This window comes from Photorhabdus noenieputensis, assembly GCF_018448935.1.
Lineage (GTDB): Bacteria > Pseudomonadota > Gammaproteobacteria > Enterobacterales > Enterobacteriaceae > Photorhabdus > Photorhabdus noenieputensis.
The window spans coordinates 150375-170549 of the sequence record NZ_RCWC01000001.1 but is presented as its reverse complement, the minus strand read 5'-3'; the positions used below and the strand labels follow the sequence as shown (position 1 = coordinate 170549).

15 protein-coding genes are annotated in these 20175 nt (G+C 46.6%); 6 read left to right on the top strand and 9 right to left on the bottom strand.

Annotation, left to right across the window (positions count from 1 at the left end):
• Positions 1-507: 507 nt before the first annotated feature.
• From acnB to EAE91_RS00755, 9 genes are all read right to left on the bottom strand, one after another.
• Complete coding sequence (gene acnB, locus EAE91_RS00795; protein ID WP_214086841.1) at positions 508-3105, bottom strand: bifunctional aconitate hydratase 2/2-methylisocitrate dehydratase; 2598 nt, start codon at positions 3103-3105, stop codon at positions 508-510.
• 462 nt (positions 3106-3567) lie between these two features.
• Entirely contained in the window at positions 3568-4995 is a 1428-nt protein-coding gene (gene lpdA / locus EAE91_RS00790; RefSeq protein WP_214086840.1) for a dihydrolipoyl dehydrogenase, read from the bottom strand.
• Between the two features lie 206 nt (positions 4996-5201).
• A complete protein-coding gene (aceF, locus tag EAE91_RS00785) occupies positions 5202-6806 on the bottom strand; it encodes a pyruvate dehydrogenase complex dihydrolipoyllysine-residue acetyltransferase (RefSeq protein WP_214086839.1) in 1605 nt (534 codons plus the stop codon).
• Between the two features lie 14 nt (positions 6807-6820).
• A complete protein-coding gene (gene aceE / locus EAE91_RS00780; RefSeq protein ID WP_214086838.1) occupies positions 6821-9484 on the bottom strand; it encodes a pyruvate dehydrogenase (acetyl-transferring), homodimeric type in 2664 nt (887 codons plus the stop codon).
• Between the two features lie 189 nt (positions 9485-9673).
• A complete protein-coding gene (gene pdhR, locus EAE91_RS00775) occupies positions 9674-10438 on the bottom strand; it encodes a pyruvate dehydrogenase complex transcriptional repressor PdhR (RefSeq protein WP_214086837.1) in 765 nt (254 codons plus the stop codon).
• Positions 10439-11034: 596 nt separating this feature from the next.
• Entirely contained in the window at positions 11035-11400 is a 366-nt protein-coding gene (locus tag EAE91_RS00770) for a hypothetical protein (protein ID WP_214086836.1), read from the bottom strand.
• A 47-nt stretch (positions 11401-11447) separates the two neighbouring features.
• The gene (locus EAE91_RS00765) at positions 11448-11723 is read right to left on the bottom strand and encodes a hypothetical protein (RefSeq protein ID WP_214086835.1); all 276 of its coding nucleotides are present in this window, start codon (positions 11721-11723) and stop codon (positions 11448-11450) included.
• 344 nt (positions 11724-12067) lie between these two features.
• A complete protein-coding gene (locus EAE91_RS00760; protein ID WP_011147794.1) occupies positions 12068-12289 on the bottom strand; it encodes a helix-turn-helix domain-containing protein in 222 nt (73 codons plus the stop codon).
• An 8-nt stretch (positions 12290-12297) separates the two neighbouring features.
• A complete protein-coding gene (locus tag EAE91_RS00755; RefSeq protein ID WP_214086834.1) occupies positions 12298-12876 on the bottom strand; it encodes a hypothetical protein in 579 nt (192 codons plus the stop codon).
• A gap of 1008 nt (positions 12877-13884) precedes the next feature.
• Here EAE91_RS00755 and EAE91_RS00750 point away from each other — a divergent pair.
• The 6 genes from EAE91_RS00750 (at position 13885) to EAE91_RS00725 (ending at position 20156) form a co-directional block, all read left to right on the top strand.
• On the top strand, positions 13885-14448 hold the full coding sequence (locus EAE91_RS00750) for a fimbrial protein (RefSeq protein WP_214086833.1): 564 nt from the start codon (positions 13885-13887) through the stop codon (positions 14446-14448).
• Positions 14449-14565: 117 nt separating this feature from the next.
• Positions 14566-15285, top strand: a complete 720-nt coding sequence (locus EAE91_RS00745) for a fimbrial biogenesis chaperone (protein ID WP_214086832.1) — start codon at positions 14566-14568, stop codon at positions 15283-15285.
• Positions 15285-15857 (top strand): fimbrial protein, encoded by a 573-nt coding sequence (locus tag EAE91_RS00740; RefSeq protein WP_214086831.1) that lies wholly within the window; start codon positions 15285-15287, stop codon positions 15855-15857. The genes EAE91_RS00745 and EAE91_RS00740 overlap by 1 nt, the downstream gene beginning before the upstream one ends.
• Positions 15858-15952: 95 nt before the next feature.
• Positions 15953-16618, top strand: coding sequence for a fimbrial biogenesis chaperone (locus EAE91_RS00735; protein ID WP_244868581.1), 666 nt, complete (start codon positions 15953-15955; stop codon positions 16616-16618).
• Positions 16619-16693: 75 nt separating this feature from the next.
• Entirely contained in the window at positions 16694-17431 is a 738-nt protein-coding gene (locus EAE91_RS00730; protein ID WP_339918259.1) for a fimbrial biogenesis chaperone, read from the top strand.
• A gap of 82 nt (positions 17432-17513) precedes the next feature.
• A complete protein-coding gene (locus EAE91_RS00725; RefSeq protein ID WP_214086828.1) occupies positions 17514-20156 on the top strand; it encodes a fimbria/pilus outer membrane usher protein in 2643 nt (880 codons plus the stop codon).
• Positions 20157-20175 lie beyond the last annotated feature (19 nt).

Sequence of the window (20175 nt, the reverse complement as noted above, 5' to 3'; positions counted from 1 at the left end):
TGATTTTTTATGCCGATAATTAGGTTTTTTTGTTTTTATTTTTTAAGTTTAAAACCAAAAAGAGCAACAGGTTTATTAATAATATTAAAATCAAAGCCAGTTTCTTTAATAGCTTTTAATGCTGAAAAACGTTTTTATTCTTTTCGCTGATAATTTTATCAACACGATTAATATTGTTATTCCGCCCCCTGATTAATCAATTTAAAATCCGTTTTCCCTGATGTTTCCTCTTTTCATGTCAGCTATAACATCGCATTTTTACCCACTTTAAAAAATCGTTAATCACTACTTTTTACCTTTAGTGATTAAAGTTTTTATCTGCTTTTTAACGATATGCTTGTCTTTTTTCCAAATGCTAAAACCACACTGATAAGCAAAAAACAACTTTTCTTAATACTTGTTTTATCATTGATAAAAACTCAGCAGTGATAATCGAAACGTTAAAAACCAGCAATCTAAAATGGGAGGTTTTTACCTCCCATTCGTTCATATTGCAATATATCGCAATTACACCGCGGTTTGGAAAATCACATCATCCGCTTTTTCAGTGTATTGGTTCAGTTGATCAAAATTGAGATAACGGTAAGTATCTTCCGCGGTCTCATCAACTTTAGCCATAAATTGCTGGTACTCTTCCGGTGTAGGCAGGCGTCCCAATAGAGAAGCTACAGCAGCCAGTTCAGCCGATGCCAGGTAAACATTCGCCCCCGTTCCCAGACGATTTGGGAAGTTACGAGTCGAAGTGGAAACCACAGTTACACCGTCAGCAACACGTGCTTGGTTACCCATACACAAGGAACAACCAGGAATTTCAACCCGTGCTCCACTCTTACCAAAGATACTGTAATAACCTTCCTCTGTGAGTTGAGCCGCATCCATTTTCGTTGGCGGAGCAACCCACAAACGAGTCGGTAATTGACCTTTATGTTGATCCAATAATTTACCGGCTGCACGGAAATGACCAATGTTAGTCATACAAGAACCGATAAAAACTTCATCAATCTTACTGTTAGCTACATCAGACAGTAAACGAGCATCATCGGGATCATTCGGTGCGCACAGAATAGGCTCTTTAATTTCGGCCAGATCGATTTCGATAACCGCTGCGTATTCTGCATCAGCATCGGCTTCCAGCAGTTGAGGATCTTTCAGCCAGTTTTCCATACCCGTTACACGGCGTTCCAGTGTACGACGGTCACCATAACCTTCGGCAATCATCCATTTCAGCAACACAATATTGGATTGCAGGTATTCAATAATCGGTGCTTTATCCAATTTAATGGTACAGCCCGCCGCAGAGCGCTCCGCAGAAGCATCCGCCAGCTCAAACGCCTGCTCAACTTTCAGATCTGGCAAACCTTCGATTTCGAGGATACGGCCAGAGAAGATGTTTTTCTTGCCTTTCTTTTCAACCGTCAAAAGACCTTGCTGAATCGCATAGTAAGGAATCGCATGAACCAAATCACGCAAAGTAATACCGGGCTGCATCTGCCCTTTAAAACGAACCAACACCGATTCTGGCATATCCAAAGGCATCACCCCCGTCGCGGCAGCAAACGCCACCAAGCCAGAACCTGCCGGGAAAGAAATACCAATTGGGAAACGGGTATGGGAATCACCACCGGTACCAACCGTATCAGGTAGCAACATACGGTTCAGCCATGAGTGAATGATGCCATCACCCGGACGCAGAGAAACACCGCCACGATTCATAATGAAGTCAGGCAAGGTATGGTGAGTGGTGACATCAACTGGCTTAGGATAAGCAGCCGTATGGCAGAATGACTGCATAACCAGATCCGCAGAAAAACCCAAACACGCCAGATCTTTCAGTTCGTCACGGGTCATTGGGCCAGTTGTATCCTGAGAACCAACAGAGGTCATTTTAGGTTCACAGTACTCACCTGGACGAATACCCGCCGTGCCACATGCCCGGCCAACCATTTTCTGAGCCAAGGAGAAACCGCGACTACTTTCCTCAACCGCTTTCGCCTGACGGAAGACATCACTGGGAGGTAAACCAAGAGACTCACGCGCCTTACTGGTCAAACCGCGACCAATAATCAGTGGAATACGGCCACCGGCACGAACTTCATCCAACAATACATCTGTTTTCAGTCCAAATTCAGCCAATAGCTCATTGGTTTCGTGGTGACGCACCTCCCCTTTATATGGGTAGACATCAATCACATCACCCATATTTAATTTGGTTACATCCATCTCTATTGGCAGTGCACCGGCATCTTCCATTGTATTGAAGAAGATTGGCGCAATTTTACCGCCCAGAACAACGCCACCACCACGTTTGTTTGGCACAAAGGGGATATCTTCGCCCATAAACCACAACACTGAGTTAGTGGCCGATTTGCGGGAAGAACCTGTACCCACAACATCACCGACATAAGCCAGCGGATAGCCTTTCTTACTCAGTTCTTCAATCTGTTTGATTGGACCAATAACACCAGCTTGATCCGGGACAATTCCTTCGCGAGCATTTTTCAACATTGCCAAAGCATGCAGCGGAATATCAGGGCGTGACCATGCATCCTGCGCGGGAGATAAATCGTCAGTGTTTGTTTCACCCGTCACTTTAAATACCGTGACTGTAATTTTTTCTGCCAATTCAGGGCGTTCCAGATACCACTGCGCATCAGCCCAAGATTGCATAATTTGTTTGGCTTGTGGATTACCTGCTTTTGCTTTTTCTTCTACATCATAGAAGTTGTCAAACATCAACAAAGTATGAGAGAGCGCTTTAGCTGCAATTGGAGCCAGTTTTTCATTATCCAGAGCATCAATCAAAGGATGAATATTATAACCGCCTTGCATCGTTCCAAGCAGTTCAATCGCCTTTTCTGGCGTGATTAGTGGTGAAATAGTTTCGCCTTTCGCAATGGCGGCAAGAAAACCGGCTTTTACATACGCCGCTTCGTCAACGCCAGGGGGAACACGGTTAATCAGCAGATCTAACAGAAAATCTTCTTCACCTGTTGGTGGGCTCTTCAGTAACTCAACCAGCGCCGCCGCTTGTGTCGCGTCCAATGGTTTAGGGACGACGCCTTGGGCTGCACGCTCGGCTACGTGCTTGCGGTATTCTTCTAGCACGACTTTCTCCTCGCTCTCATTGTCATTTTATCTACCCGGCTCTGCACCCGCCTTGGAACCTGCCTCGCAAGCTATAATCTTTGCGTAACAACATGTGTTTTCGCAACAATAGCCCCTCCAGGGACAGGTTGTTAATTATGGTTCCGGGTGCCAGGTCAGAGGATTGCCGGCATAACTTAGTAAGTACAAACAAGTTATGCCCAGCTTCGGGCATCCAGCATACCAAAATTTGAATGCGATGTTAATTCGTTCACATAAAAGTAACATTAACTGATAGTAATATTCTGAATTAACAGCAGACAAAGCTATTAAAACAGATTATTCCGCTGATTTTTGCCAGTAACACCCACAAAATCCATACTTTTTATGCCGTGTTTCTTCAAACAGGTCATACCAGAATAAAAAACGGCCCCCATATAAATGGAGGCCGCTTGAGTAAATTAGATTAATCGATTTAAGAAATTATTTCTTTTTCTTTGCTTTCGCATTTGGCAAATCAGTAATACTGCCTTCAAAGATTTCAGCAGCCAGACCTACCGATTCATGCAACGTTGGGTGAGCATGAATGGTCAACGCGATATCTTCCGCATCACAACCCATCTCAATTGCCAGACCAATTTCACCTAGCAGTTCACCACCGTTAGTACCAACAATAGCACCACCGATAATACGATTGCTTTCTTTATCGAAAATCAGTTTGGTCATACCGTCAGCACAATCAGAAGCAATTGCGCGGCCAGAAGCTGCCCACGGGAAAGTTGCCGTTTCATAGCTAATACCTTTCTCTTTCGCTTCTTTCTCAGTCAAGCCAACCCATGCAACTTCTGGTTCAGTGTAAGCAATAGATGGAATCACTTTTGGATCAAAGTAGTGTTTCTTACCGGAAATAACTTCCGCCGCAACGTGACCTTCGTGAACACCTTTATGCGCCAACATAGGCTGACCAACGATGTCGCCAATAGCAAAGATGTGCGGTACATTGGTGCGCATTTGCTTATCAACATGGATAAAGCCACGGTCGTCAACTTCAACACCGGCTTTACCTGCATCCAGCATTTTACCGTTAGGTACACGACCGATGGCAACCAGAACCGCGTCATAACGCTGTGGTTCTGCCGGTGCGTTTTTGCCTTCCATCGTGACGTAGATACCATCTTCTTTAGCTTCTACCACGGTAACTTTGGTTTCCAGCATCAGATTGAATTGTTTGCTGATACGTTTGGTAAAGACTTTCACCACGTCTTTATCAGCCGCAGGAATCACTTGATCCAACATTTCAACGACATCAATCTGAGAGCCCAGAGCGTGGTAAACGGTTCCCATTTCCAGACCGATAATACCTCCGCCCATGACCAACAAACGGCCAGGAACCGTTGTCAGCGCCAAAGCATCGGTAGAATCCCAAACGCGCGGGTCATCATGAGGAATAAATGGCAGTTGAATAGGACGGGAACCCGCGGCAATAATGGCGTTATCAAAATTAATCGTTGTTGCGCCACCTTCACCTTCAACAACCAGCGTGTTAGCTCCCGTAAATTTACCAAAACCATTAACCACTTTAACTTTACGGCCTTTAGCCATACCAGCCAAGCCACCGGTTAGCTGATTAATAACTTTTTCTTTCCAAACACGGACTTTTTCGATGTCTGTTTTAGGTTCACCAAAAACGATGCCATGATCTGCCAGCGCTTTAGCTTCCTCAATCACTTTTGCTACATGCAGCAATGCCTTAGAAGGGATACAACCAACGTTAAGACAAACACCACCTAAGGTAGAGTAACGTTCCACCAGGACGGTTTCCAAACCTAAATCCGCGCAACGAAAAGCAGCAGAATACCCTGCTGGACCTGCCCCAAGCACCACAACCTGGGTTTTAATTTCAGTACTCATCATGACCTCTTAATTGTTTGTCCGGTGGGTCAGGCACCAAAAACGATATATTCCACCGGGACCTACACACCGCGAGCAGTTTACAGAATTGTTAATAACCTGAAAAGCGCGTTAACGTGACAGAACTCGCAACAAACTCACCAGATGTAAGTAGTTCCTCTGTCACCGCAATAACAATCAGGCCGGCACATGGCCGGCCTTTGAGATTACATCACCAGACGGCGGATATCGCTCATCGCATGATTAATAAATGTGATGAAACGCGCACCATCAGCGCCATCGATCACTCGGTGATCGAAGGAGAGCGACAGAGGCAACATCAAACGTGGTACAAACTCTTTACCATTCCATACCGGCTTCATTGATGAGCGAGATACGCCCAAGATAGCCACTTCTGGTGCATTAACGATTGGCGTAAATGCTGTGCCGCCGATACCGCCCAGGCTTGAAATAGTGAAGCATCCACCCTGCATATCGGATGCAGTCAGTTTGCCAGCACGAGCTTTCTTAGACATTTCAGTCAGCTCACGAGACAATTCAATGATGCCTTTCTTATTAACGTCACGGAACACTGGAACCACCAGACCATTAGGCGTATCAACCGCCACACCAATGTTGATGTATTTTTTCAGCGTCAGTTTCTGGCCATCTTCCGAGATAGAGCTGTTAAAGCGCGGCATCTCTTCCAGCGCTTTTGCTACCGCTTTCATGATGAATACTAGCGGAGTAATCTTCACGCCAAGCTGTTTCTTCTCCGCTTCCTGATTCTGCTGTTTGCGGAAGTTTTCAACTTCAGTGATATCCGTTTCGTCGAACTGAGTAACATGAGGGATCATCACCCAGTTACGGCTCAGGTTAGCACCAGAGATTTTCTGAATACGGCCCAGTTCAACTTCTTCAATTTCACCAAATTTGCTGAAATCAACTTTCGGCCAAGGCAGCATACCAGGCAGACCACCACCGGCTGATGCAGGAGCAGATTCAGCACGTTTAACCGCGTCTTTCACGTAAGCCTGAACGTCTTCACGCAGAACACGGCCTTTACGCCCTGTACCTTTCACTTTAGCCAAGTTAACGCCGAATTCACGCGCCAGACGACGGATCACCGGCGTTGCATGAACATAAGCGCTATTTTCAGCGAAATCATTTTTGTCTTCTTCTACGAAACTTCTGCTAGCAATAACCGGTGCTGCCGCTTTCTCTGGTTCAGCCACTGGCGCTGGAGCTGGAGCTGAGGCTGCCGGAGCAGCAGGCGCTGCACCCGCGACTTCGAATATCATGATCATAGAACCGGTTTCCACTTTATCACCGGCTTTGATTTTGATTTCCTTGACGATACCTGCGAATGGCGCTGGTACTTCCATAGAGGCTTTATCGCCCTCTACGGTGATCAGCGATTGTTCAGCTTCCACTGCGTCGCCAACTTTCACCATCACTTCGGTAACTTCGACTTCATCACCACCGATATCCGGTACATGAACATTCATAGCCGCAGAAGCGACTGGTTCTGACTCTGCCATACGCGAAGACAATGTTACCGCTGCTGACTCTTCCGCTGGCGCAGCTTCTACAGCCCCTTCCGCGGAATCAAAAATCATAATCGGTTTGCCAGTTTCAACTTTATCGCCAACCGCAATGATGATCGCTTTAACAACACCCGCCTGAGGGGATGGAACTTCCATAGAAGCCTTATCACCTTCCACGGTAATCAGCGATTGGTCAGCTTCTACTGTATCGCCAACTTTCACCATGATTTCGGTGACTTCAACTTCATCCGCACCGATATCCGGTACCTTAATTTCGATAGCCATTGATTCTTTACCTCTTATGCCAGACGCGGGTTAACTTTTTCTGGGTTAATGTTGTATTTCTTGATCGCTTCTTCCACAACACTCACGTCGATTTCGCCGCGCTTAGCCAGTTCACCCAAAGCAGCAACTACCACGTAAGAAGCATCAACTTCAAAATGATGACGCAGGTTTTCACGGCTATCGGAACGACCGAAACCGTCAGTACCCAATACGCGGAATTCGCTTGCAGGGATGAAGTTACGAATTTGTTCTGCGAACAGCTTCATATAGTCAGTAGAAGCTACTGCCGGTGCTTCATTCATGATCTGAGCAACATAAGGTACACGTGGCGTTTCTGTTGGGTGCAACATGTTCCAACGTTCACAATCCTGACCGTCACGAGCCAGTTCAGTGAATGAAGTCACGCTGTACACATCAGAACCCACACCATAATCGTTAGCCAGAATCTGTGCTGCTTCACGAACATGACGCAGAATAGAACCAGAACCCAATAGCTGAACTTTACCTTTACTACCTTCCAAGCTTTCCAGCTTGTAGATACCTTTACGGATACCTTCTTCTGCACCTTTTGGCATCGCCGGCATGTGGTAGTTTTCGTTCAGCGTGGTGATGTAGTAGTAAATGTTCTCTTGCTTCTCACCATACATACGCTCCAAACCATCATGCATAATCACAGCAACTTCATAAGCAAATGCCGGATCGTAAGAGATACAGTTAGGGATAGTCAGAGACTGAATGTGACTGTGCCCATCTTCGTGTTGCAGACCTTCACCATTCAAGGTTGTACGACCAGAAGTACCCCCAATCAAGAAACCACGAGCCTGTTGGTCACCTGCTGCCCAGCACATGTCGCCAATACGTTGGAACCCGAACATAGAGTAATAGATGTAGAACGGAATCATTGGCAGGTTATTAGTGCTGTAAGACGTTGCCGCCGCCAGCCACGATGAAGCAGCACCCAGTTCATTGATGCCTTCTTGCAGAATCTGGCCTTTAGCGTCTTCTTTATAGTAAGCAACCTGCTCACGGTCCTGCGGAGTATACTGCTGGCCGTTAGGACTGTAGATGCCGATCTGACGGAACAGACCTTCCATACCAAAAGTACGCGCTTCATCAGCAATGATTGGAACCAGACGATCTTTGATTGACTTGTTCTTCAACATCACGTTCAAAGCACGAACGAAAGCGATAGTAGTAGAAATTTCTTTGTTTTGTTCTTCCAGCAACGCACCAAAATCTTCCAGCGTTGGCAGTTCCAGCTTCTCTTCAAAATGAGTACGACGGCTTGGCAGATAGCCACCCAACGCTGCACGACGCTCGTGCAAATATTTGTACTCTTCAGAATCTTTATCAAAAGTCACATACGGCAGATTTTCGAGTTGCTCATCAGCCACAGGCACATTGAAACGATCACGGAAATGGCGAACGCCTTCCATATTCATCTTCTTAACCTGATGAGCGATGTTTTTACCTTCCGCCGTATCACCCATACCGTAACCTTTGATAGTTTGGGCTAGGATAACCGTTGGTTTGCCGGTAGTTTCCTGCGCTTTTTTCAAAGCGGCAAAGACTTTCTTAGGATCATGACCACCACGGTTCAACGCCCAAATCTGGTCATCAGTCATATCTTTGACTAATTCAGCAGTCTCTGGGTAACGGCCAAAGAAGTGCTGACGTACATAAGCACCATCTTTGGATTTGAACGTCTGGTAATCACCATCCAGAGTTTCGTTCATCACTTGGATCAATTTACCGCTGGTATCTTTACGCAGCAGTTCATCCCAACGCTCGCCCCAAAGCACTTTAATCACTTGCCAGCCAGCACCATCAAAAATGCCTTCCAGCTCATTAACGATTTTGCCATTGCCTGTAACCGGGCCATCCAGACGTTGCAGGTTACAGTTGATAACAAATACCAAGTTATCCAGTTTTTCACGGGTTGCGATAGTGATCGCCCCTTTGGATTCTGGCTCATCCATTTCACCGTCGCCCAAGAAGGCATAAACGGTCTGCTTGGAAGTATCTTTCAGACCTCGATGTTCCAGGTATTTCAGGAACTTAGCCTGATAAATCGCACCGATTGGCCCCAATCCCATTGAAACAGTTGGGAACTGCCAGAATTCAGGCATCAATTTCGGATGCGGATAAGAAGAGAGACCATTGCCATGAATTTCCTGGCGGAAATTATTCATCTGCTCTTCAGTTAAACGGCCTTCAAGGAAAGCACGAGCGTAGACACCTGGAGAGATGTGACCTTGGAAATAAACCAAGTCACCGCCGTCATTTTCATTACGGGCACGGAAGAAATGGTTGAAACAAACTTCATACATGGTTGCTGAAGACTGGAATGAAGCCATGTGACCACCCAATTCCAGATCTTTTTTGGACGCCCGCAACACGGTCATCACAGCATTCCAACGAATAGCAGAGCGAATACGGCGCTCCAAATCCAGATTGCCAGGGTAAGCAGGCTCATCCTCAACAGCAATGGTATTGATATAATCGCGGTTAGCAGCACCGGCTGCAACATTCACGCCACCTTTACGTGCTTCGTTCAGTACCTGATCAATCAAGAACTGGGCACGATCAACACCCTCTTCACGGATGACCGATTCGATCGCCTGTAACCAGTCGCGAGTTTCGATCGGATCCACGTCATTTTTCAAAATGTCTGACATGGTGTATTCCTTATCTGTTATCTGTTTCTAATGATTGTTTTGGAGCCTATCTTCCCGTCATACCCTTTGACGTTCAGCCGGTCATGACTGGAAGATAGGCCCTCACTGTTGTTGCCGCTAGCGCCCTCAGTAAAGGGACTCAACTTAGCTGTGCAGACGCAGCAAACTTCAAGATCCACACAGCTAATTTTATTCCTGATGCTGTTGAAGACGTCGTAATGATCGCTCGCGGCGAGTGTGCTCGCGGCTAAGATCCAATAAGACATCTTCAATAAAAGCTAAATGGCGATGGGATGCCTCACGGGCTTTCTCTGGTTGCCTCGCCATTATCGCTTCAAAAATCTTCGCCCGATGATCGCTGACAGCCGTCAACATTTCTCGGCGGGTATACAAAAACTCAAAATTCTGCCGGATATTTTGTTCCAGCATAGGTGCCATACAGCGTAATAAATGAAGGAGAACCACATTATGCGCGGCTTCGGCAACGACAAGCTGATATTGCAAAACAGATTCGGATTCCGCATTGACATCACCACTTTCCTGAGCTTGTTGAATAACAAGGTGATATTGCCGAATACGTGCAAAATCTTCGTCAGTTCCACGCAGTGCCGCGTAATAGGCAGCGACACCTTCCAAAGCATGGCGGGTTTCAAGGAGGTCAAATTGAGATTCTGGGTGACCAGCCAGTAGTTGTGCCAGTGGATCACTAAAACTTTGCCAGAGGTTACTCTGAACAAACGTCCCCCCACCCTGACGGCGAAAAAGAAAACCTTTAGCTTCTAACCGCTGAATGGCTTCGCGCAGTGAAGGGCGTGACACATCAAACTGTTTCGCCAACTCACGTTCAGGCGGCAACTTCTCCCCTGGACGCACAGATCCTTCAAGGATGAGATGTTCAAGACGCTGCTCAATGACATCTGATAATTTTGGTTGGCGGATTTTGCTATAAGCCATATTTACTATAAGTCAGTTAGAACCAAGCCCGTTAGAACCTATCTCATTAGGCTATTTTATTTGTCGTTTCGAATCTGGGCAGCGCTCAAACAGCCTGCATCAATAACGCCTACTTAAGGCAAATACTTATATGGATAAACATTATTTCGATCTTCGCCGAAGTAAATTGGTAATACCAATTTAAACTACCGGGCCATAAAAGTAACAAAGTATTCACCAACTGTCCATAAAGACCTTGTGCTAAATCATAAAAACCTGCAAGTTTTAACAATTTTTTTTAAAAATTAGCAAAAGCTGATAACCTGTAGGTTAATAAACATCCTAAGATAATATTTTAACCAACCTTTTTAAACATATAAATGGGCATATTGAATCGTTACAGCAATAAAATAGTTGAATTTTTATAAAAAATATAGTGACCAAATCATCACCTGTTGATTTTAAATATAACTGCATACCATCAGGTTATAAATGTAGCCCAAATCAATAAAACCGAAGGACGAAAACTGGCAATTAGAAAGGAATAATGACAAATATGTGAGGAACCACCAGCAACAGTTACACGCAACTCCTGCTGATGGAAAAAATGGACTACATTAAAACCAATAGCGCGTCACTTCATTCCACCCTTTTTTGTACATACAGGATGAAATTATCCAACGCCTTGACGATTCATTTTTATCCCAACGCTTAACCTCAGTTTTTGGCAAAATAACGTCATGATGACAGGATTTATCATCATCGTCTTTATCTTTACAGGAAAGATGTTTTGTCTCGAAAGAATGAACGACTTCGCTGGTCCAGTCTGATGGTAATTGAGAATACCCCAATGCTTTACATTCAGCGTAATCCCTGTCTCTTTCATACTTAGTTGCTCCCGGTTTTTCCCACGATGTACAACCCGCCAATCCAGTAAATAAGGTAAATAAAGGGATAACAGCTATTTTTCTTATAAAATTCATATAACAATACCTTAATTAAAAATAAAGAAATAACCAAAGAAATTAAATTAGAATTTAAAAGTCCCCCTAATACGGTAACTCTTATCTTCAAAAGATGGCCTTCCACCAGATTGTATAATTTGTCTGTCTTGGCTTGAGATATCCCGGTAAATATCAGGAATAGACGGTATATTATCTACTTTAACTTCACTGCCTGAAACTATATCCTTGACATTACACTCAAAATAACCACAGGTTGAAATATAGCCATCAGTAAGCCGCGGCATAGAAGAACATCCTGTAATCACAAATATTGAGAATAAAGCAATAAAAAATTTATTCATTGTTAACATCCTTGAATTGCTATTTTTTTATAAAAATTTAACTTAAATGAAAAACCATATAAAAAGAGAGATCATTTCTTATGATCGAGTAAATAATATCTAAATATGCATTTTATCTTTCTGGCATTCCAAGGAATATTAGAACAATATTCTCCCAGAGAGAAATATATATTCTTACCGCCAGGAGAAACCTGCTTTATTGGCGTTCCATTAACACCGAAGAGCAACAGGCTAGATAAAAAACATGAAATAATTAATATTTTCATGTAGTTAATACTGGCTAATGAATATAAAGTTCCATCTTATAAGATACCAAAAGATACACAATGACTTCATTTATTGTATTAGCGGTTATCTTCTCCATCTTCCACATATTCCAATATATCTCCCGGCTGACACTGTAAATGTTTACAAATTTTTTCCAGCGTCTCGATGCGGATACCTTTTATTTTGCCATTTTTCAGCAATGATAAATTTTGCTCAGTAATACCAATAATTGCAGCCAACTCTTTAGACTTCACTTTCCTTTTCGCTAAGATTACATCCAATCTTATTATAATACTCATGATGGTTCTCAGATAAAATAACGCTGCTCATCGCTTATTTTCTTAGATTCACGCATAATTAAGCTAAATATCAGGAGGAATACACCAAACATAATAATAAACAAAGACTCTGAATTAACACCAAATGAGAAACTAAACACCCGTTGTCCTTTTACCAAATCTACAGATAATGCCATTCCTTGTAACATATTAATCACAGGGTAGAGGAGTTGCTCTAGAATCATCAGGAAACCAATAATAAATGAAGCGGAAATATTACGGTCACTCCATATTTCACCTTTCGCAAGCCGGAAAAATAAAATTCCTATTAATATATAAGAAGCGGTCGATATGATTAAAGGTATCGTATCCAACGAAATATAAAGCACCTGACTTAATAAAGATTGCTTAAATCCTTTTGCAGTCAATGCAGGCATAAGATCGCTATATGCCTGAAGAACGGCCTGGCGAGTGGCATCATACTCTAACGACCAAGAAATAATATGGAACCCCAAATCACCAATTATCATAATGGAAGCAATAATAATAGCCAGAAAGCTGAGTAGCTTGATTCTGGGATTAGTTACAAACTCCTGTTCACCACACATTTTGTGTCATTCCATATACATGTTTAACTAAACTTTCGTTAAAGTACTTCAAAAATTATCGTATTACAATAATTTTTTATCACTAAATAGACAGATTATGCTTCAAGGTGATAGATAAATCAGAGTGATAATCATTGAACGCTATCATTAATTTATTGATAGAAAAAGAAAAAAACGATTATTCCCCCAAGCAATTTATCCGCTACGGCGATAAACAGCCACTGGCCATTGTTCTATCATCCCGCCGTCGCATGGTTTACCACGATAGTTTGTTGTGAAGATTGTATGACAAACACAGAACAACTTACTCAGGGCACCTTTCAAAACTCAACTCAATATGTCCGCACAATGCCGGTCAATTTCAATACAGAGTGAATTGAAGATGATGGCTCAAAACGAACCTGATATCAGTCCTCAATCAATTCCTTCAATATCGAAATTGATAAAAATAATTAATGTAATGCTTTTGCGATTCTGGAGATTCGTGTTTCTGCGCAAGGGTGAAAAGGTGTAAGAGTGAGGAAAAACGTTACTAAAAGTGGTGGTGTGGCTTTGAATGACACCAGTTTCTGATATGGGACAAAAAACCGAATATTTAGAGTTATTTTGTTCGGTTATCTTCAACCGCCGGGGCAGTATACGGAAAATTTCATCACTTAAAAGAGATTTTTTGTATTTTTTTGTAAAAAATTACTTAATTTTTTGATTTCAAATGGAAATTATTTCTTTCATTACGGATATTACAGCCCGTTTAAAGCTCGCTTTTTAAGCAATTCAATATTCATTTTCTCATACCAAAGGCAGAAATCCTGAAACCAAATGGCATAAGTCACAAGTGATCTCATTAAGTGAATATTTATATTCATATATTTCATCAAGTTAATAACCAAACAAAATAACTCTAAATGACCAGTAAACGCACCGCCTCAGCGGCCCGGCTGTTTAATCTGTCATGGTGTTGTTTTAGGCAAAATGTATGTAAATAGATGTAGATAAGGAATAGATGAAATGAAAAAGCAAATTTTGAAGACCAGCGTATTAGCCGCAGTGCTCCTGAGTATGGGGATGGGAATGGCACATGCTGCTGATATCGGTGATAGTGCGTCGGTAGTCGTGTCAGGTTCTATAGGAGCACCGACTTGTGCACTCGACATCGACAAACCCGGTATCAAACTGGGCTCTGTTTCATCGGCTAATTTTGTTGCCAACAACGCCTTAGTCAGTCCTCAGAATTTCACTGTTTCACTAACAGGCTGTGCAGCCGAGGTCGATCTAGCAGGTAACATGAAACGAAACGTTGATTTGAAAATTATGGGGACAAATACCGCAGATGGGAAAAAATACTTTGGTAAGGGTGGTGCCGCTGCCGGTAGCATAGCAGTGGGCTTGGAAGTGAAGGGTACCCCCGGCCTTCTGGAAACAGACGCAAAAGTTCAACTGGCTGACCTAGGTGATCCTTTTGTTGGTGCGAAAAAAGATTTTACCGTGGGGCTGGTTGCTAAGGACATTTCGAAAGTCAAAACTGGGGAGAGTGTCAGTGTACCACTGACTTTTCAACTAGTTACTCGATAATCAAATTTATAGCTAATCAACGCCGTCAGGCGCAAGGAACAGAATAGCAGTGGAATTGGACAGGGAAGTCCAATTCTTGTTTACGTAATACCAAAACAGACACTTTCAGGTGGATCAATGAAAAAATTGATGACAGCGATGATAGTGACCGGTCTGCTGGGCTGCACGGTCACCGATGCTATGGCTGGCGGGGTAAGTATTGATACTACTCGCATTATCTACCAGACTGACAGCCACGCAGCGTCAACCTCAGTGCGCAATAGCAGTAAGAAAGCTGCCTACTTGATGCAGGTGGCGGTCAGTGCCGATCCTGAGCGAAAGAAGGCCGCTCCATTTGTAGTGACTCCTCCCCTGTTTCGCCTAGAGCCAGACACTCAGAATCAAGTACGCATCATCAAAACCGGACAAGCACTGCCCGCCGACCGGGAATCCCTGTTCTGGTTTACCGCGCAAGCCATCCCGTTAAGCCCTGAAATCGACAATCCCTCCCGTCAGCAAGTCACCGGGGGCATACAGATTGCTATGGCTAACACAATTAAATTGATGTATCGCCCACACGGACTGTCGGTTGCGCCGGAGCAAGGATTTGGTTCACTACGCTTCAAACCAACAGCCGAGGGGATAACGGTCACCAACCCGTCACCCTATTACATCACCTTCACCTCCCTGAAAGTGGGCGGACAGGAGCTGATGACGAAACAACAGAAAGAGAACATGGTTTCCCCGTTCTCAGCGCTGTCTTTCCCGCTCAAGGGGGTACATTACCCGGCCAAAGTGAGCTGGACGGTGATTAATGACCTCGGAGGATCATCATCCTATAAAGGGGAGATACCGTAATGTGCAAACCGTGGACTCTTATCAGACGGACAACACTGGCCGGTTTGCTCTGTACCGTCTCCCTGCCCGGGGGAGCCAGTTCAAACACGGCAGAACTGATGCTGGCACTGACGCTGGAACAACCAACCTGCGAACTCAATGTACAGACATCCCATGTCGAGTTTTCATCCATACCGCTTAACGAAGTGCAGCGCAGTACGGAACATATCGCAGCAGCGGACAACAAGCCTGTTACGCTAGCGTTGTCAGGCTGTGCGAACTCAGCCAGAGCAGGCCGGACCCCGGCGATTAAAATAGCCGGCCCCACGCCGGAAAACCACCCGACGTTATTTCGGGATGAAGCCTCCACTACGGCGGGAAACGTGGGTTTTGGCCTGCGCTATCAATCACCGGGAGGCAAGCTGGGAAGCTACCTGAAAAATGGCGATTATGTGGATTTAGCGTCACCGGGTAGCGCCGTTAAAGACGGTCAAATCACCTTCCAGATGGATATGCGGCGTGAATCCGGCACGTCTGTCCCCACCCCCGGTGAACTGACTGCGCACATACAATTTCAATTTGATTATCACTGAGTATCGCTCAGGTAACAGGAGGCGTTGTGGAAACAGGTCGAGCACGCACAACGCGGTACAGGCTGGTGCCACTACTATTCTGGCTGGGGTTAGGCATGGCCGACACAGAACCCTGTCAGGCAGCCGGTATCAGCCTGAATAAAACCCGGGTGATTTTTACCCAAGGGCTGCGGGCACAGACGCTGACAGTGGTTAACACCACGCCTCAGGCGTGGCTGGTTCAGGTGAGGATCACTGAAAATCAGGAGAAAACCGCCCCGGCGTTTGTGGTGACGCCGCCGCTGTTCAGGCTAGAGGCCAATAGTCAGAACAGCCTGCGTATTTTGCCGACGTTTAATCTGTCCCCTTTTCCAGTGGATCGGGAATCGCTCGGGTATGTCCAGATGAATGCTATCCCCTCCGCCCATCAGATGGCAGGTGAGCACACTCGGGATCAGGCGTCGATGAGCGTGGGAATGCGGATCAAGTTTTTCTGGCGACCGCATGGCCTGCCAATGTTGCCGGAAGAGGCGTATGGACAGTTGCGATTTCAGTCGCAACCCGATGGCATTAAGGCGTGCAATCCCACGCCGTATTTCCTGTCGCTGGACAGCCTCACACTGGACGGACAGGCACTCGATCTGAACCGCTATCCCTCCATGATAGCGCCGCAGGATTGTGTGACCTATGTCGGACAAGTGGGCAAAAACTCGGTGAGCTGGTCGATGATTAATGATTACGGCGGGGCTTCAAACCTGTTTACCGCCAAAGTGGCGGGTTAAATTCGCCCTTGTTTTATCCAGAGGTAGAAAGTGAAGAGAGTCAGTAACGGGAACAAACGAGCACACGGTGGATCAATGATTTACCTTTTTTGTCTCGCCCTGCTGCTGGGCGGCCTGTTAAAGGCGCAGGCGGCGGAGAATCAGGGGTTATCGTTCTCCCCGATGCAGTTGTCTTATGTGGCCAAAGACAGCCCGAGTGGTGTGATCCTCAGTATGACCAATCACACGGCGCAGGGCTATCTGGTGCAGGGATTTGTCAGCCCGATGGACCCCGATACCGGTCGCTTTGACACCAAAACCGGGCAAGTTCCCCCTTTTGTTGTCCTGCCACCGTTAAAGCGGATTGAGGCTGGCGGGAAATTCTCGTTTCGTATTCGCCAGCTTGGCGGGCAGTTACCGCCTGATCGGGAATCGGCCTTTGTGGTCTCGTTACGGGCTATCCCCGGCGTCGCTGTACCGGACACGAGCGCACCTGAGCGCCAAACTGGCAAAAACTCACAAGTGCAGGTCGCTTTACAGATGAATATTCGGCTGTTTTATCGCCCTAAAGGCGTCCCCGCCCGGGATAACGCCACGGTGGCAAAACAGGTGAAATTTTCCCTTCAGGGGACGCAGTTGCGAGTGGAAAATCCCACGCCCTATTTTCTGACCTTTTCGGTCCTGAAAATGGGCACACAGCATGCGGATGACCACACACGCCAAACGATGGTGCCCCCGAAAAGCATACAAACCTATTCGTTTACCGCCGGGGTACAAGGGCCACTAATCTGGCGTTTTCCCGGCGACAGTCAGGATCGCCACGTCCCGTTATAAACCCGCCACATCGGCGGACGGTGTACCGGCAAAGTGACCTCAAGATTAACAGCATAAGCTTAATTAGAAGCAGAGATGAGCTATGGCAATAAACACTTTATTTCCGTCTGCACTGCGGACGGGTAACCAACGTGCGTCCGGTCAACCGGGCAGTTTCCGGCCCCGGCCGGTATACCTATGTCTGCTGTGTTCACTGACGGCAACGACCTTGCCCGCCTCGGCGCGGGAATACTTTAATCCCGCATTCCTGATGGGCGCGGATGGTGAACGCAGTCATGTCGATCTCTCGGCGTATGAAAACGCGGGCTATGTCGCACCCGGGCGCTATCTGGTCGATATCTACATGAACCAGAATAAGGTGGACAACCGCGAGATCGAATTCAGGCTGGTTAACGGCCATCTCCAGCCGGTATTAACCGTCGCACAACTGGAAGGGTATGGAGTCAATACCCACGGATTACCCGCTTTTAAGGGTAAAGCGGACGACAGCCTCATCACCGATCTGACAAAACAGATCCCGCACGCCCGCGCAACACTGGATTTCGCCCGTTTGCGTCTGGATCTCAGTGTCCCGCAGGTCGCCATGCAACCCCACTATTCCGGGATGGTTGATCCGTCACTGTGGGATAACGGCATCCCGGCCTTTTTGATGAATTACACCGTCAATGGTTCGGAAGGGCGTTATGACGGTCAGGGAAATTGGGGAGGATCACATTCCCGTAATCTGTTTGCTTCTTTTCGTAACGGGTTGAATCTGGGGCCGTGGCGTCTGCGCAGTACACAAACTTACAGTTACAATCGTCAGCGCAACGAGGGCATCTCCGGTTTTTCCACGCCAGCACAGACCCAATGGCAGGTGAGTAATACCTATCTGCAACGTGATATCCCCTCACTGCGCAGTGAGTTCACGGCGGGTGAAACCTATACCGGTGGCGATATTTTTGACAGTATCCCATTTCGTGGTATGAAACTGGCTTCTGAGGAGGCGATGTTACCCGACAGTCAGCGCGGTTTTGCCCCGGAGATAACCGGTGTGGCGAACTCGAATGCGCAAGTGACGGTATCCCAGAATGGCAATATCGTGTATCAAACCACGGTGGCTCCGGGGCCGTTTCGTTTCACCGACCTCTATACCACCGGGAGTGCGGGCGATCTGACGGTGACCATCAAAGAGGAAAATGGCCGTACCCGTGTTTCTACAATAGCCTCTTCGTCCCTGCCGGTGATGCAACGTCCCGGGGGCATTAAATATGAATTAACGACCGGTCAATATCACGGCGGCAGCCTGACCAATGGCAACCGTTCCCCGGTATTTGCGATGGGTACGCTGGTCTATGGTTTACCCAACAGTATCACCTTGTACGGCGGGGGATTGGTCGCTGGCAACTACCAGTCGGGTGTATTAGGTTCGGGGGTTTCGCTGGGGGCATTCGGCGCACTGTCTGCGGATGTGACGCTGGCCCGCGCACAGTTGCAGGGGAACAAGGATCAGGAAGAGAGCGGGCAATTCGGCCAGTCTTATCGCGTGAAATATTCCAAAAACTTGATCAGTACCGGCACCGGCATTGATCTGGCCGCCTACCGCTACTCCACCCAGCATTACTACAGTTTCAGTGATGCTAACAGCATGGGCTACAGCCTGAATGAATATCAGGTGCCGTGGGCGCTTGAGCGGCGTCAGAACACCTGGCAGGTGAACCTGCGTCAGACACTGGGACGCTGGGGCAGTCTTTATGCCTCCGGGACGCGTAATGATTATTGGAATGGCCGTACCGACAACAACCTGAGTCTGGGTTACAACGCGATGCTGATGGGGATCAGCTATAACCTGAGTTACAACATTTCTCGTATAAAGGGCGAGGGCCACTGGCCGGAAAACCGTCAGGTATCATTCAATATGCAGGTTCCGCTGAGTCTCTTTGGATCATCGTCGGCATTACGGGGCGTTTACACCCGCTATACCGCCTCGCGCGACTCACAGGGTAACCTCTCTCAGCAGACCGGCATCAGTGGCATGTTATGGGATAACCGCCTGAGTTATAACCTCCAACAAGGCTGGGGGCACAGCGGCCAGCAAAACAGCCGGTCCCTGTCGCTAGGTTATCAGGGCAGTCAGGGGAGCGTTAATCTGGGTTACAACGACAGCGCAAACAGCCAGCATGTTACCTATGGCACGTCCGGTGCCCTTTTGATCCATCCTTACGGGATAACGCTGTCACGTTCGTTGGGGGATACTGCGGTATTAGTTCGCGCACCCGGGGCGAAAGGGGTGACAGTCAGCAACGGCAACGTACAGACCGACTGGCGTGGCTATGCTGTGCTGCCGGGCGGTTCGGTCTACCACAAAAACACCATCAATCTGGACCCGTCCACCCTGCCGGAAGGGGTCGATATTGATCAGACCAGCCGCAACGTTTACCCGACCAAAGGGGCGGTGACGCTGGCTAATTATCAGGTTCGACTGGGCAGCCAGTTGCTGCTGACCTTGACACATCATGGCAAACCCGTGCCCTTTGGTGCCACCGCAACGCTGGCAGGAAACGCAACCCAAGCCAGCAGCGGCATTGTGGGTGATAACGGCCGGGTTTATCTGAGCGGCATGCCGTCCGCCGGTCATGTGAAAGTTAAATGGGGAAACGGGACAGATCAACAATGCACCACCCGTTATCAGGTGTCATCCGATACCCTCGGGAAACTGGTGCAGGCCGATGCCGTATGTCTATAAGCGTGACCCTCATATGGGC